The organism is Methylobacterium pseudosasicola, assembly GCF_900114535.1.
GTDB lineage: Bacteria > Pseudomonadota > Alphaproteobacteria > Rhizobiales > Beijerinckiaceae > Methylobacterium > Methylobacterium pseudosasicola.
This window is the reverse complement of sequence record NZ_FOTK01000006.1, coordinates 133781-149118: the sequence shown is the minus strand read 5'-3', so window position 1 is coordinate 149118 and position 15338 is coordinate 133781. Positions and strand designations below refer to the sequence as shown.

Below are 15338 nucleotides of genomic sequence, written 5' to 3'. Positions count from 1 at the left end.
ACCTCAGCCTGAGGTGCCGCGTCGCGGCCTCGAAGGCGGGCTCCAGGGATCGTCGTGAGCGCTGGAGGGCTCCTTCGAGGCGGCCGCTTCGCGCCCACACCTCAGGATGAGGGGGGGGCTGGTGGGACGGGCCGATCTGTTCTCGAGTCGGCATATACCAAAAAATCACGCGGCGCGGGCGGTCTCCCCGGTCAGCATCTTGCGGATCTCAGGGATGCAGGAGCCGCAATTCGTGCCGGCCTTGCAGGCGGCGCCCACGGCCTCGACGGAACCGGCGCCCGCCCCGATCGTGGCGGCGATCACGTCGGCGCCGACGCCGTGGCAGGCGCAGACCACCGGACCCGCCGAGGCGGTGGCGGCGCGGCCGGAGAGGAGCGCCCGGCGCTCGGCTGCCTCGGGCTCTTCGATGGCGAACAGGGCCTTGGCCGCCTCCCAGTCGGGGCGGGCCTCCGCCGGCGCGTAGGCCAGGCAGGCGACCAGCCGGGCGCCGTCATAGACGGCACAGCGGTAGCGGTCGCGGGCGTGGTCGGCATATTCTGCGAGCTCGAAGCCGGCGAGCGCCTCGCTCTGGATCAGCCCGCGGACCATCAGGGCCACGGCGCTGGAACTCGCCGCCGTGGCGAATTGTACGCCCCAGCCGCCAGTGATCGACGCCCGCGCCCACCACCAACCCTCCGGCAACGCCACCTGCCGGCGCGACAGCAGGAAGCCCCGGGCCCGGTAGGCGACGGGCTCCAGGGCCGCCGGGGTCGCCTTCAACTCGGGCTGCCCCGAGACCGGATCCGGCACGCCGCGCACCAGGGCGCCGACCCGGGCCTTCGACGCGTAGGCGCTGCCCCAGTGCATCGGCATGAACAGGCCGCCCGGCACCACGGTGTCGGTGATCATCACTTCGAGCTCGGCCTCGCCGTGCTCGGTGCGCAGACGCGCGATGCCGCCCTCGGTCAGGCCGAGCCCGGCCGCGTCGTCCGGGTGGACCTCGACGAACGGGACGGCGCGGTGGGCCGAGAGGCGCTGGCTCTTCCCGGTCCGGGTCATGGTGTGCCAGTGGTCGCGCACCCGGCCGGTGTTGAGCACGAACGGGAAATCCTCCGAGACCGCCTGCGCCAGACCGGGCGGCTGCACCGCCACGAAGCGGGCGCGCCGGTCGAAGGTGTAGAATCTTCCGTCGCCGAACAGCCGGGCCTTGCCCTGCGGCGCGCCCTTCGGGCCGGAGCGCTTCGGGATCGGCCATTGCACCGGCAGGTTGATGTCGTAGGCGGCGTCGCTGATGTCGGTGAGTGCGCCGAGATCGAAGTCGCGGGTGCCGTTGTTCTCGTAGGCCGAGAGCCCGGCATGCTCGCGGAACACCGCGGCGGCCGAGGAGAAGGCGAAGGCCCGGTCATGGCCGAGCCGGCGTCCGACCTCGGACAGCACCGCCCAGTCGGCCCGCGCCTCTCCGGGTGCAGTGAGGAACCGGCGCTGCCGGGAAATCCGCCGCTCGGAATTGGTGACCGTGCCGTCCTTCTCACCCCAGGCGAGGGCCGGCAGCAGTACCGTGGTCTTGCCGAGGCCCCGGACCGTGTCGGAATCAGCCATCACCTCGGAGACGGCGTAGAGTTCGAGGCCCTTCAGGGCTTCGCGGATCCGATCGGCCTGCGGCATCGAGACGAGCGGGTTGGTGCCCATCACCCACAGGGCCTTGATCTTGCCTCGGGCGACCGCCTCGAACAGGGCCACCGCCTTCATGCCCTCGCCGGTGACGATCCGGGGAGCGCCCCAGAACCGGCGCACCCGGTCCACCTCCTCAGGGGCGAAATGCATGTGCGCGGCCAGCATGTTGGCCAGGCCCCCGACCTCGCGCCCGCCCATGGCGTTGGGCTGGCCTGTGAGCGAGAACGGTCCCATCCCGGTCTCGCCGATGCGGCCGGTGATGAGGTGGCAGTTGATGATGCTGTTGCCTTTGTCTGTCCCTTGCGCCGACTGGTTCACCCCCTGCGAGAAAGCGGTGACCACCCGGCGGGTGCCGGCGAACAGGTCATAAAAGGCGGCGATGTCGGAGGCCGGCACGCCGGTGGCGGCGGCGACGGCGGCGACATCCGGCGCAATGGCGCGGGCGCGGTCGAGGGCGGCGTCGAGCCCGGCGGTGTGCGAGTCCACGAAGGCCCGGTCGCGGAAGCCGTTATCGGCGAGGTGCACGAGCAGCCCCGAGAACAGGGCGACATCGCTGCCTGGCCGGATCCCGAGGAACAGGTCGGCCTCCTGGCCGGTCTGGGTCCGGCGCGGGTCGATCACCACGAACTTCGTGCCCCGCCGGGCCTTGGCGTCGGCCATGCGCCGGAACAGGATCGGGTGGCACCAAGCGGTGTTCGAGCCGACCATGACGATCAGGTCGGCCTCGTCGAGATCCTCGTAGCAGCCCGGCACCGTGTCGGAGCCGAAGGCGCGGCGGTGGGCCGCCACCGCGCTCGACATGCACAGCCGTGAATTGGTGTCGACATGGGGCGTGCCGATGAAGCCCTTCGCCAGCTTGTTGGCGACGTAGTAATCCTCGGTCAGGAGCTGCCCCGAGAGGTAGAAGGCGATCGCGTCCGGCCCGTGGGTCTCGGCCACCGCACGCAGTTTGTCCGATACGGTCGTCAGCGCCGCGTCCCACGAGGCCTGGACCCCATCGACCTGCGGGTGAAGCAGGCGGTTCTCCAGCGACAGGGTCTCGCCCAGCGCCGAGCCCTTGGAGCACAGCCGGCCGAAATTGGCCGGGTGCTCGGTGTCGCCCGCGATGGCCGCACCGCCGCTCCCGTCCGGGGTCGCGAGCACGCCGCACCCGACCCCGCAATAGGGGCAGGTCGTCCGCACCGTCGGGTCTGCCACGGACAGGGTCATGGCTGGGTCCTCGAAAGTTTTTTGTTCGACGGCCGCCGCAAAAGGCGGGCCGCCTATTCCCTCCCCCCTCTGCGGGGGAGGGTGGCCCTCGCGTTAGCGAGGGTCGGGAGAGGGGAGGGCCGGATCCGGAGAAGTCGCGCCGAAAGCTAGATCCTGAAGCGTCGCGCTGCCCCTCTCCCGCCTCGCATACGCGGGGCACCCTCCCCCGCAGAGGGGGGAGGGTTTCACCGCTCAGTACACGTCGGCCTGGTAGCGGCTGGTCTTCTTGAGGGCGCCGAGATAGGCGACCGCGTCTTCCGGGCTCTTGCCGCCGTGGCTGGCCGCCACGTCGATGATCGCCCGCTCCACGTCCTTGGCCATGCGCTTGGCATCGCCGCAGACGTAGAAATGGGCGCCGCCTTCGAGCCACTTCCACAGATCGGCGCCGTTCTCGCGCATCCGGTCCTGGACGTAGGTCTTCTCGCTTCCGTCCCGCGACCAGGCGAGCGACAGGCGGGTCAGGATCTTATCGTCCTTCAGCTTGGTCAGCTCATCCTTGTAGAAGAAGTCCGTGGCCTGGCGCTGGTGGCCGTAGAACAGCCAGTTGCGGCCTGGCGCCTGGGTCGCGGCGCGCTCGCGCAGGAAGGACCGGAACGGCGCGATACCGGTGCCGGGGCCGCACATGATCACGTCCTTGGACAGGTCCTCCGGCAGGGCGAAGCCATGGGCCTTCTGCAGGTAGATCTTCACCTTGGTCTGCTCGGGCAGGCGCTCGCCGAGATGCGTGGAGGCCACGCCGAGACGCAGCCGCGAGCGGTGGTTGTAGCGCACCGCGTCCACGGTCAGGGACACGATTCCGGCATCCATCTTCGGCGAGGACGAGATCGAGTAGAGCCGCGGCTGCAACTCATCGAGGGCCTCCAGAAACACCTCCGCGTCGGGCCGGGCGCCGGGGAACTTGTGCAGGGCGCCGAGCACGTCGAGATAGGCGGCGTCGCCATCCGGATCCTCGCCGGACGCCAAGGCCTGCGCCTTCTTGCGGGCCGCGCCCGAAGTCAGCAGCGACAGCAGCTGGTAGAGGTTGTCCGGTGCGGCACCGAGCGCATAGTCCTTGAGCAGGTGGTCGCGCAGGGTCTTGTCGCCGATCATCCGCTCGGGCCGGGCGCCGAGCTCGGCGATCACCGCGTCGACCAGGGCCGGAGCGTTGGCCGGGAACAGGCCCAGCGAATCGCCGGCCTCGTAGGTGATCGGCGTGCCGTCGAGCCCGATCTCGATGTGCCAGGTCTCCTTCTCGCCGCCCGGATCGTTGAGGCGGCGGCGGGACAGGAACAGCGCCTCGACCGGGTTCTCTCGGCAGAAGCCGAGCGGGCCGAGATCGGCTGCCGGCTTCGGGCTATGGTCCTCGGTCTTCGGGGCAGCCGGCGCGCCGCCAGCGGCGACGAACTCCTCCTCCAGCTTCTTGAGCATGCGCAGGGTCTCCTTGCCGCCGGGCTGGCAAAGATTCAGGCGCTCCTCGTTCTTCAGGAAGATCGCGTTGGCGTAGTCGGCGCAATTGTAGCCGCACTGGCCGCAATCCTGCTGGGCCATGGCGGCCATCAGCTTCTGCGGCTCGGGCCTGTCCTTGGCCATGGCCATCCGGTCGCCGATCGGCACCGAAGGGTCGTGCCAGGGCGCGTCGTCGTTATCGGCGAGCTTGGGGCCGCCGGGGGGCGTCTCGCCCGGCGCGAGGGCGGTCGCCCCCGTCACGGCCGGGCCGAGCAGGGCCGCGAAATAGCCCGAGAGCCACGAGCGCTGGTCGGCGTCGAAGGGCGCGGTCTCGGGGATCAGGACGAGGGGGCGCGCGACGTGCTCACTCATGCTGCGGCCTTCAGGGCTGGCTGTTCCTCGGCGGCGTCCCGCAGGGCTTCGGTGCCGGTGCGGGCGGTGAAGGACTGGAAGCTCTCGTCCGGACCCTGCCGGCGGGCCAGGTAGGTGCGCAGCAGCGCCTCGACGCGGAAGGGCGCGTCCTCGGCTTTGACGGCCTTCCAGATCTCGGTGCCGATCTTCGGGTTCTCGGCGAAGCCGCCGCCGACCACGATGTCGTAGCCCTCGACGGTGTCGCCCTCCTCGGAGACGACCACCTTGGCGCCGATCAGCCCGATATCGCCGATATAGTGCTGGGCGCAGGAATGGTGGCAGCCGGTGAGGTGGACGTTCACCGGCACGTCGAGCTCGGTAACCGTGCGCTCGACATGGTCGGCGATGATCAGGGCGTGGCCCTTGGTGTCGGAGGCGGCGAACTTGCAGCCCCGTGCACCGGTGCAGGCGACGAGGCCGGAGCGGATGCCGGCCGCCTTGGTGGTCAGGCCGAGTTCAAGAATACGGCTCTCGACCTCCGCCACCCGCGCATCGGGAATCCCCGAAAAGATGAAGTTTTGCCAGACGGTGAGGCGGATCTGGCCGTCGCCGCAGTCCCGGGCGATCTCGGCCAAGGCCCGAACCTGGTCGCTGGTCATCTTGCCCACCGGCAGGACCACGCCGATCCAGTTGAGGCCGGCCTGCTTCTGGGCGTGGACGCCGACATGGGCGAACCGGTCGGTGGGCCGGCGTGGCGCCACATGGGCAGGATCGACCCGGTCGAGCTTGCGGCCGAGCTTGTCCTCGACGGCGGCGAGGTACTTGTCGAAGCCCCAGGCGTCGAGGACGTACTTCATCCGGCTTTTGTTGCGGTTGGTCCGGTCGCCGTTCTCAATGAACACCCGGATGATCGCGTCCGCCACGGCGTTGCAATCCTCGGGCTTGAGCACGATGCCGGTGTCGCGGGCGAGGTCCCGGTGGCCGGAGATGCCGCCGAGCACGAGGCGCATCCACACGCCGGGCGCCACTGCGGCGCCGTCCAGCACCTCGATCGCCTGGAAGCCGATATCGTTGGTCTCCTCCAGGGTCGGCATCACGCCGCCGCCGTCGAAGGCGACGTTGAACTTGCGCGGCAGGCCGTAGAGCGAGCGGTCGTTGATGATCCAGTTGTTCCAGGATTTCGCCAGCGGGCGGGTGTCCAGCAACTCCTGGCTGTCGATGCCGGCGGTGGAGGAGCCGGTGACGTTGCGGATGTTGTCGGCGCCCGAGCCGCGGGCGGTGAGGCCGATATCGACAAGCCCATCGAGGAACGGCTGAGCGTGCTCGGGACTGATCTCGCGCACCTGGAGGTTGGCGCGGGTCGTCACGTGGACGTAGCCGCCGCCGTGCTGATCAGCGAGGTCGGCGACGCCGGCGAACTGCCAATGGTGCAGGATGCCGTTGGGGATCCGCAGGCGGGCCATGTAGCTCACCTGGTTCGGGGCGACCCAGAACAGGCCGTGGTAGCGCCAGCGGAAATTGTCCTCGGGCTTGGGCTGCTTGCCCGCGGCGGCCTCCGCGATCAGGCGGTTATGGCCGTCGAACGGGTTCTCGGCGCGCTTCCACTTCTCCTGCTCGCAGAGCTTGCCGCCGTCCTTGACGGTCTTGTCCTGCGCCTTGATGTGGATCGCGTCCGGCCCGGTGGGTTCGGCCGGTGCCGCCGGGCCTTGCCCGATTGCCAGGCCCCCGGTCAGGCGGGCGGCAGCCACGCCCGAGGCGAAGCCTTCGAGATAGCGCTTCTGCTCGGGGTTGAAGCCGTCCGGGGCGGTCTGTGGGGTGGTCTCGGCCATCTGCGCCTCCCTGGATCGCCCGAGGCCGGACCGGATACCGGTCCGACGCGCGCGGGCGTGTGAAATCGAAGTCTCGGATCGAATCTAAGCGGCCAGCGGCTCGGGCGCCGGGCGCCCGAACATCAGATCATCGACGTTCTCGACCGGATCGCCGGAGCGGATCAGGCCCTTGCAGGCACCCTGCTCGGCGATGTCGCCCACGAACACGGCACCGATCAGCCTGCCCTCCCGCACCAGCAGCTTGCGGTAGAGCCCGGCCCCGGGATCGGACAGGACGATCGCCTCGGCATCCTCGGGGGTGTCCACGAGGCCGGCGGAGAAAACCGGCAGCCCGGAGACCTTGAGGCTGGTGGCCAGCGAGGTGCCGGCATAGGCGGCGTTGTGGCCGGCCAAGTGCCGGGCCAGGGTGTCGGCCTGCTCGTAGGCCGGCTCGACCAGCCCGTAGATCAGACCGCGATGCTCGGCGCATTCGCCGAGCGCGAAGACGCGGGAATCCGAGGTGGTCATCCGGTCATCGACCTTGATGCCGCGGCCGATCTCCAGACCCGCTCCCTGGGCCAGGGCCACCGAGGGGCGCACCCCCACCGACATCACCACGAGGTCGGCCGGCAACACGGTCCCGTCGGCGAGGACGAGGCGCTCGACCCGGCCGTCGCCCTCGACCCGGGCGGTGTCGGCCTTGAGGATCACCCGGACGCCGCGGGCCTCCATGGCGCGCTTCACCAGCCCGGCGGCGTGGTGATCGAGCTGGCGCTCCATCAGCCGGTCCATGACGTGGAGCAGGGTCGTCTCGACCCCCAGCCGCGCCAGCCCGACCGCGGCCTCGAGCCCGAGTAACCCGCCGCCGATGACGATCGCCCGGGCGTGCTGCACGGCGGCCTTGCGGATCGCCGCCACGTCGGCGAGGTCGCGGAAGGTGATGACGCCAGGCAGCTCCATGCCGGGCTTGGGCAGGCGGATCGGCAGGGAGCCGACGGCGAGGACCAGCTTGTCGAAGGGCAGGACGTGGGTCTCGCCGACCAGGACGAGGCCGTTCTCGCGGTCGATCTGGGTGACCGGAGCGCCGGTGATCAGGCGGATGCCGTGGGCGGCGTACCAGTCGAGGCCGCGGAATTCGCAGGCCGCCTCGTCGACTTCGCCACCGAGCAGCGAGGAGAGCAGGACCCGGTTATAGGCGGCCTTGGGCTCGGCGCCGACGCAGGTCACGTCGAAGCGGCCCGGCGACCCTTCGGTGAGGCGCTCGAGGAAGCGGAGCGAGGCCATGCCGTTGCCGACCACCACGAGCCGCTCGCGCGGCAAGCCGGTCTCGGCGCGCGCATCATGTGCGCTGGTGTCCATGGGGGATGTCGCCATCTTTAGGATCGCGTCTGGAACCTCGGATTGCAGGATCGTCGGCGGACCGCCCACGAAAAAGCCGCTGCCGGTCATCCCCGGGGCAGGCTTCTGCCTCAGGAGAACCGGATCAGCGGCCTCGCTGACGGCGCTGCCCGTCGTCGTTGACGGACATGGTAATGCTTGCAGAAGTCGTGCCACGCACGATCCCTACTTATAAGTTATTCCAGATGTTAATTTAATGACGGCCGCCAGGGGCTCGTGCTGGCTGAGTGCACGCAGATCGCGCTGCACAAAAAGCGGGCTGGCGGTCGCTTAAACGATCAGCGCGGTGGCCATGGATGGTGTCTGGGCGACCGGTGCAATCGGAGAATGGAAGCAGCCGGATCGCTCGACGCCGTCGTCGCGAGCAAAGCGAAGCGGGGAAAGGCTGCACCCTGAGATTGTGCTCGGCGCTAGGTTGCTTCGCTAGGAGCGTAACAACAAAATCGCACTCTCCACCTCATCCTAAGGTGTGAGCGAAGCGAGCCTCGAAGGAGGCCTCCAGGAATTGCACCGCAGGCGAGAGGGCTCCCTAGAGGCCCATCGATCTGCGATCGCCAGGCACCTCAGGATGATGTGGCGGGTGCGAGAAGCACGTTAGCGGCGCAAAATCTAATCCGACGCGTTGGCCGGATCAGATCAGCGTCGAGAGCATCGCCAGCAGGCCCAGGGTCGGCATGGCGCCGGCCACGAGAACCCAATACCAGGCGGGGACACCGCCGGGACGGCGGTTGTCGTTGCTGGCGCGCGGGGCCTTGACGCCGCGGCGAACATAGCGTCGGAGCTCGACCCGCCGGGGCGGATGCGATGTCGACGATTCGGTATCGAGTTTACGGCATCCGGGCATGGCGATCGGGAAACGGCCCAGACCGAGTAACGTTCCGCGCGCTCTTGTATTCGGACACCGCGCCGATGACGAAATCGCCGCTTTGTCCGCCGCCCCCTCAGAGGGCCAGGGCGGCCTGGTAGAGATCGGGTCGGTAGATTGCGGCCGCCTCCGTCTCGAGGCGGTCGTCGCGGGCGATCTGCCGGGAGGCGCGCATCTGCGCCATGAGCCAGCGGGCGGCCTCGGGACGCGGCGTCTGCACGGAGGCGCCGAGGTCGAGATGTCCCGGCACAGGCCGGGTGGCGCCGCCCGAATCCAGGATCGCGTCCCCCGCGAAGGCCCGGCCGATCAGCTCGGCATCGAGGTTGAGGTAGTTCCGGTGGGCGAGGCGGTGGATCAGGTCGGCGCGGTTGGCCGGATCGGAGCACCATTGCCCGGCCCGTGCCACCGCCCGGATCAGAGGCAGCGTCGTGCCGTCGAGCCGCGCGGACAGAGCCAGCACTTTCTCGGGGGCGTCCGGGGCGAGGTCGCAACCGAACGCCGCGATCCGCCCGTGGCCCGCTGCCACGGCCACGTCGTTCCAGGGCGCTCCGGCGCAATAGCCGTCGACGAGGCCCCGGGCCAGGGCCTCGACGCTGTGCTGGGGCGGGACCACGACCGTGCGGAAGGCCGTGGAATCGAGCCCGCCGGCCTCGGCGAAGAGCCGCAGCTGGTAGCTGTGGCAGGAGAACGGATGCACGGTTCCGAGCGTCAGCGGCCGGCCCGCGTCCCGGCGCTCGGTCGCCACCCGGGCGAAGGCGCGGGCCACGTCGGCCAGGGCCTCGCTCTCCGGCTCCATGGCGGCCCAGAGACCGCGCGACACCGTGATGGCATTGCCGTTGGCGCTGAGCTGCAGCGGCACGACGAGGTCGGAGGGCGGCCCGGATAGAGCGAGCCGGCTCGCCAGGGCGAGCGGCGCCAGCATGTGCGCGCCGTCGAGATGCCCGAGCGCCAGGCGGTCGCGCAAGGTCGCCCAGGAGGGTTCGGCCGAGAGGTCGAGGTCCAGTCCCTCGGAGCGGGCGAAGCCGAATTCGTGGGCCGCGATCAGCGGCGCGGCATCGCAGAGCGGGATATAGCCGAGCTGGAGCCTCATCCGAGCAGATCCGCCGTGGTGACGATGGCCCGGGCGATGTCGGCGATCTTGCGCTTCTCGTTCATCGCCTTGCGCCGCAGCTGCTTGTAGGCCTCGTCCTCGGTGAGCCCCTTCAGGTTCATCAGGATGCCCTTGGCGCGCTCGATCAGCTTGCGGTCGGCGAGCTCGCCGCGGGCCTCGGACAATTCGCGCTGCAGCCGGGCGAAGGCGTTGAAGCGCAGGATCGCGATGTCGAGGATCGACTTGATCCGCTCCGCCCGCAGCCCGTCGACCACGTAGGCCGAGATCCCGGCATCGACCGCCGCCTGCATCATGGTCGTGTCCGAGCGATCGACGAACATCGCCACCGGCCGCTCGACCTGCCGGGACACCCCAGACATCTGCTCCAGGATATCGCGGCTCGGGCTTTCCAGGTGGATCACCACCACGTCGGGCTTCAGGGCGGTGATCCGCTCCAGCAGGTCGGCCGTGTCGGGAATCACCACGATCCGGCCGATGCCGGCCGCGCGCAGGCCCTCCTCCAGGATCGCCGCGCGGGCGCGGCTCGGATCGATCACGGCGACGGTGAGGTTGGATTCGGTCATCGTGGCCCGGTCGGGGCGGGTCTTCTCGAGAGGGCGGCCCGGTTCGGGCACCAGCCAAGCAAGGTGTATGCCCCGCGGCTGTCGCGAGCGTTACCGCCGCGCAAAGAAACGGTCCAGCTTCTGCCGCAATGCTGGGGGCATCCTGGCCTCCTCGGAACTATGCGGGGATCGGTGAAACGGATGCGCAGGCCAGACCAGCTTGCCCTGACGGACGCCGCCACCGGGCGCGTGTCGATGCCGTTCCTGCCCACCGTGGCGGTGGTAGCGGTCCTGGGCCTCGCCTCGCTCTATTGCCCGTCGTCGCAGCCGCCGAGCCCCGAGGCCCGCGCCGAGCTGACCGCGCCCGCCGCTCCCTCGGCCACCGCCTTCGCCAGGCCGATGCCGGTCTCTTCGCCGATCCGCCGCCCGGCGTCCCTGGCTTTCGCCGAAATCTATCCGGCGGGAACGCCATCCGTCACGCCGCCTGCGCGGCCGGCGCTCGCCGGGCGGACGAATGCGCATATCGCGGTGGTCGGCCGGCACCCCTGCCCCGGTCGCCGCTGCCCGGAGGTGCCGCAGCGCGGGACCGATCCGCTCGCCGCCGGCCGCGCGGAAGCCGCCGAGTCCGAGGAGGCCGCGCTCCTGCCGCCGGCCGCCCTGCCCTTCGCCGCCTCGGTGGTCGAGACGCTGGCGCCGGCCGCCCGGGCGGTCGGCGACGCGGCGGGCCTGGTGCGCGATGGCGCTGCGGCCGTGCAGGGCTCCGTCGCCCTGGTGGTGGCCGACTGCCTGCGCTGACCGGCGCAGACGATCGCGCTGAGCGACACGAGCCTCAAAAGCCTCTGGACCTCGCAACCCGGCGTCCTAGGTGCGTTGCAGCGGATGGCCGGGGAACCTGGCCGCGCGCTGGAGCCGGGGCCGGATGGCTGCACGCATCGAGGATTATGCACTTGTCGGGGATTGCCGCAGTGCCGCGCTGATCAGCCGGCAGGGTAGCGTCGACTGGCTGTGCTGGCCGCGCTTCGATGCCGCCGCCCTGTTCACGAGCCTGCTCGGCACCGAGGCGCACGGCTTCTGGAAGATCTTTCCCGAGGCCGAGCATGTCGAGACCAGCTGGGCCTATCGCCCCGGCAGCCTGGTGCTGGAGACCCGGCACAAGACCCGCCTCGGCGAGGTGCTGGTCACCGACTTCATGCCGGTGGGCGACGGCTCCCATTTGGTGCGTCTGGTCGAGGGCGTGCATGGCCGCGTCGCCATGCGGATGGAGATGGCGGTCCGGTTCGATTACGGCTCCGCGGTGCCGTGGGTCTCGCGCTCGGAGCTGGGCGACCTGCGCGCCGTCTCCGGCCCGCACAAGGTCGTGCTGCGCACCGATGTCCACCTGAAGGGGTCGGAGACGCAGACCACCGTCTCCGAGTTCACCGTCCATGCCGGCGAGCGCCACCGCTTCGTCCTGAGCTACGGCCCGTCCCATGAGGACGACCCGACCCCGATCGAGCCGCTCAAAGCCCTCGACGCGACCGATCAGGTTTGGCGCGAATGGTCGGCGCGCTGCGCCGGCGGCACGGCCTGGGACCGCATGCTGCAGCGCTCGCTGTTGACCCTGAAGGCGCTGATCTACGAGCCCACCGGCGGCATCGTCGCTGCGCCGACCGCCTCCCTGCCCGAGGGATTGGGGGGCGAGCGCAACTGGGATTACCGCTTCTGCTGGCTGCGCGACTCGACGCTGACGCTCATCGCCCTGATGGATGCCGGCTATATCGACGAGGCGCGCAACTGGCTGGGCTGGCTGCTGCGGGCGGTGGCCGGCAACCCGGAACAGGCGCATATCCTCTACGGCATCGGCGGCGAGCGCCTGCTGCCAGAGATCGAGCTCGACTGGCTGCCCGGCTACGAGAATTCGAAGCCCGTGCGGATCGGCAACGCCGCCGCCTCGCAGTTCCAGATCGACGTCTACGGCGAGTTGTTCGACGCCCTCTACCAGGCCCATGCCCGCGGCCTGCCGGTGAGCAAGGACGGGCTGCGGGTCGGGCTGGCGATCCTCGGCCACCTGGAAAAGGCCTGGCGCAAGCCCGACGAGGGCATCTGGGAGGTGCGCGGCGGGGCGCGCCACTTCACGCATTCGAAGGTGATGGCCTGGGTCGCGTTCGACCGGGCTCTGCGCATGCACGCGATGCATGAATCCGGCGCCACCGAGGAGCAGGCCGTGCGCTGGCGCGCGCTCCGGGACGAGATCCACGCCGAGGTCTGCGCCAAGGGCTTCGACCCCGACCTCAACAGCTTCGTCCAGTCCTACGGGTCGAAGGCGCTGGACGCGAGCCTGTTGCTCATGGCCCATACCGGCTTCCTGCCGCAGGACGATCCCCGGGTGGTCGGCACTGTCGAGGCGATCGGCAAGGGGCTGATGCGCGACGGCTTCATCCTCCGCTACGAGACCGAGGGCCAGACCACCGACGGCCTGTCCGGCAACGAGGGGGCCTTCCTGCCCTGCACGTTCTGGTACGCGGACAACCTGATCGGCCTCGGAAGGCGGGACGAGGCGCGGTCGATCATCGAGCGCCTCGTCGGCATCTGCACCGACCTCGGCCTGGTGAGCGAGGAATACGACGTGCAAGCGAAGCGCCTTGTGGGTAACTTCCCCCAGGCGTTCACCCATGTCGCGCTCGTCAACACGCTGCTCAGCTATACGCGCGGCGAAGGGCCGGCGGATCGGCAGGGTGGTAAGGCCAACGGAGCCCCTCCCGCCGTCCTTCGGCAGCGTGAAGCCGACAAGCGGCACGCAAGAGGCGAACTGGAAGACGCGACATCATGAGCGGCGCTGACACTCCCGCCAAGGCGGGCTTCGCTGAGATCGATACGCTCAGCATCAACACCATCCGGACGCTCGCGATCGACGCGGTGCAGAAGGCCAATTCCGGCCATGCCGGCGCGCCGATGGGCTTGGCCCCGGTCGCCTATACCTTGTGGAACCGCTACCTCCGCTACGATCCGGCCCATCCGCATTGGCCGAACCGCGACCGCTTCGTGCTGTCCTGCGGCCACGCCTCGATGCTGCTCTACGCCCTGCTGCACCTCGCCAACGTCGCCGAGAGCGACGGTGGCAACGCGCCGGCGGTGACGCTGGAGGAGATCAAGAAGTTCCGGCAGCTCGACAGCCGGACCCCGGGCCATCCGGAGTACCATTTCACCACCGGCGTCGAGACCACCACCGGCCCACTGGGCCAGGGCGTCGCCAACTCGGTCGGCATGGCGATCGGCGGCCGCTTCCTCGGCGCGCGCCTCAACCGGCCCGAGCTGCCGCTGTTCGACTACAACGTCTACGCGATCTGCTCGGACGGCGACCTGATGGAGGGCGTCGCCTCCGAGGCCGCGTCGCTCGCCGGCCACCTGCGGCTCGCCAACCTCTGCTGGATCTACGACGACAACACCGTCACCATCGAGGGCCACACCGAGCTGGCCTTCGGCGAAGAGGTCGCGACCCGGTTCCTGGCCTATGGCTGGCAGGTGCTGCGGGTGGCCGACGCCAACGACCTGCACGCGATTGCCGGCTCCCTCGAGACCTTCCTGGCTACCAACGATCGGCCGACCCTGATCGTCGTGAAGTCGGTGATCGGCTACGGCGCCCCGAAGAAGCAGGGCACCCCGAAGGCGCACTCGGACGCGCTGGGCGAGGAGGAGGTCAAGGGCGCCAAGCGCGCCTATGGCTGGCCCGAGGACGCGCAGTTCCTGGTGCCGGACGGCGTGCAGGAGAATTTCCGCGATGGCATCGGCCAGCGTGGCGCCGCCCTCTACGACGCTTGGCAGGGTCTGCTCGCCAAGGCGCGGGCGGCCGATGCCGACCATGCCGAGGATCTGGCCGCCCTGCTGGAGGGCCGCCTGCCCGACGGCTGGGACAAGGACATTCCGTTCTTCGAGCCCGACGCCAAGGGCATCGCCACCCGGGAATCCTCCGGCAAGGTGCTCAACGCCATCGCGCAGCACGTTCCGTTCATGCTCGGCGGCTCGGCCGATCTGGCGCCGTCCAACAAGTCGAACCTCACCTTCGAAGGCGCCGGCTCGTTCGGGCCGTTCTCGCCGGGCGGGCGCAACATGCATTTCGGCGTGCGCGAGCACGCGATGGGCTCGATCGTGAACGGCCTCGGCCTGTCCGGCCTGCGGGCTTACGGCGCCACCTTCCTGGTGTTTGCCGACTACATGCGCCCGCCGATCCGGCTCGCCTCGCTGATGGAGCTGCCGATCTTCCACATCTTCACCCACGATTCGATCGGCGTGGGCGAGGATGGGCCGACCCACCAGCCGGTGGAGCAGCTGCTGTCGCTGCGCTGCATCCCAGGCCTCGTCACCCTGCGCCCGGCCGACGCCAACGAGGTCGCCGAGGCCTACCGGGTGATCTTCTCGCTGAAGAACCAGCCGGCCGTGCTGGCGCTCTCGCGCCAGCCGCTGCCGACCCTCGACCGCTCCAAGTACGGCGCGGCCGCCGGCACGGCCAAGGGCGCCTACATCCTGGGCGACAGCGACGGCACCCCGGAGGTTATCCTGATCGGCACCGGCTCCGAGGTGCAGCTCTGCGTCAGCGCCTACGAGGCCCTGAAGGCCGAGGGCGTGAAGGCGCGGGTGGTCTCGATGCCGTCCTGGGACCTGTTCGAGCGCCAGGACGAGGCGTACCGGCATTCGGTCCTGCCCCCCGCCGTCAAGGCGCGGGTCACGGTCGAGCAGGGCAGCGTCATGGGCTGGGACCGTTACGCCGGCACCGAGGGCACGGTCATCGGCATGGACACGTTCGGCGCCTCGGCCCCGATCAAGGATCTCCAGACCAAGTTCGGCTTTACCCCGGACCGGGTGCTGGAGGCCGCGCGGGCGCAGCTCGCCAGGCATAAGCGATAAAGCGCGTCCCCTCCCCCCTGCGGGGAGGGGTCAGGGGTGGGGGTGGTTCAGAAGGA

Annotated in this window: 10 protein-coding genes; 3 read left to right on the top strand and 7 right to left on the bottom strand. The window is 69.9% G+C overall.

What is annotated here, in order from left to right; translation table 11 throughout:
- Nucleotides 1-165 precede the first annotated feature (165 nt).
- The 7 genes from BM228_RS08405 to BM228_RS08375 all read right to left on the bottom strand — a co-directional run bounded on the left by BM228_RS08405 (nucleotide 166) and on the right by BM228_RS08375 (nucleotide 10422).
- Complete coding sequence (locus BM228_RS08405; RefSeq protein ID WP_092038950.1) at nucleotides 166-2862, bottom strand: nitrate reductase; 2697 nt, start codon at nucleotides 2860-2862, stop codon at nucleotides 166-168.
- A gap of 231 nt (nucleotides 2863-3093) precedes the next feature.
- Entirely contained in the window at nucleotides 3094-4698 is a 1605-nt protein-coding gene (locus BM228_RS08400; protein ID WP_092038948.1) for a sulfite reductase subunit alpha, read from the bottom strand.
- Nucleotides 4695-6506, bottom strand: a complete 1812-nt coding sequence (locus BM228_RS08395; protein ID WP_092038947.1) for a NirA family protein — start codon at nucleotides 6504-6506, stop codon at nucleotides 4695-4697. Before BM228_RS08395 ends, BM228_RS08400 begins: the two co-directional genes overlap by 4 nt.
- A gap of 84 nt (nucleotides 6507-6590) precedes the next feature.
- Complete coding sequence (locus BM228_RS08390; protein ID WP_092039140.1) at nucleotides 6591-7859, bottom strand: NAD(P)/FAD-dependent oxidoreductase; 1269 nt, start codon at nucleotides 7857-7859, stop codon at nucleotides 6591-6593.
- A gap of 655 nt (nucleotides 7860-8514) precedes the next feature.
- Nucleotides 8515-8727 (bottom strand): hypothetical protein, encoded by a 213-nt coding sequence (locus tag BM228_RS08385; protein WP_092038945.1) that lies wholly within the window; start codon nucleotides 8725-8727, stop codon nucleotides 8515-8517.
- A 97-nt stretch (nucleotides 8728-8824) separates the two neighbouring features.
- The gene (locus BM228_RS08380) at nucleotides 8825-9838 is read right to left on the bottom strand and encodes a CmpA/NrtA family ABC transporter substrate-binding protein (protein WP_092038943.1); all 1014 of its coding nucleotides are present in this window, start codon (nucleotides 9836-9838) and stop codon (nucleotides 8825-8827) included.
- Nucleotides 9835-10422, bottom strand: a complete 588-nt coding sequence (locus BM228_RS08375; RefSeq protein WP_007562443.1) for an ANTAR domain-containing response regulator — start codon at nucleotides 10420-10422, stop codon at nucleotides 9835-9837. Before BM228_RS08375 ends, BM228_RS08380 begins: the two co-directional genes overlap by 4 nt.
- A gap of 180 nt (nucleotides 10423-10602) precedes the next feature.
- Here BM228_RS08375 and BM228_RS08370 point away from each other — a divergent pair, with 180 nt between their 5' ends.
- The 3 genes from BM228_RS08370 to tkt all read left to right on the top strand — a co-directional run bounded on the left by BM228_RS08370 (nucleotide 10603) and on the right by tkt (nucleotide 15282).
- Entirely contained in the window at nucleotides 10603-11196 is a 594-nt protein-coding gene (locus tag BM228_RS08370) for a hypothetical protein (protein WP_092038941.1), read from the top strand.
- Nucleotides 11197-11293: 97 nt separating this feature from the next.
- Nucleotides 11294-13210, top strand: a complete 1917-nt coding sequence (locus tag BM228_RS08365) for a glycoside hydrolase family 15 protein (protein WP_280142323.1) — start codon at nucleotides 11294-11296, stop codon at nucleotides 13208-13210.
- The gene (gene tkt, locus BM228_RS08360) at nucleotides 13207-15282 is read left to right on the top strand and encodes a transketolase (protein WP_092038937.1); all 2076 of its coding nucleotides are present in this window, start codon (nucleotides 13207-13209) and stop codon (nucleotides 15280-15282) included. Before BM228_RS08365 ends, tkt begins: the two co-directional genes overlap by 4 nt.
- The last annotated feature ends 56 nt before the right edge of the window (nucleotides 15283-15338 follow it).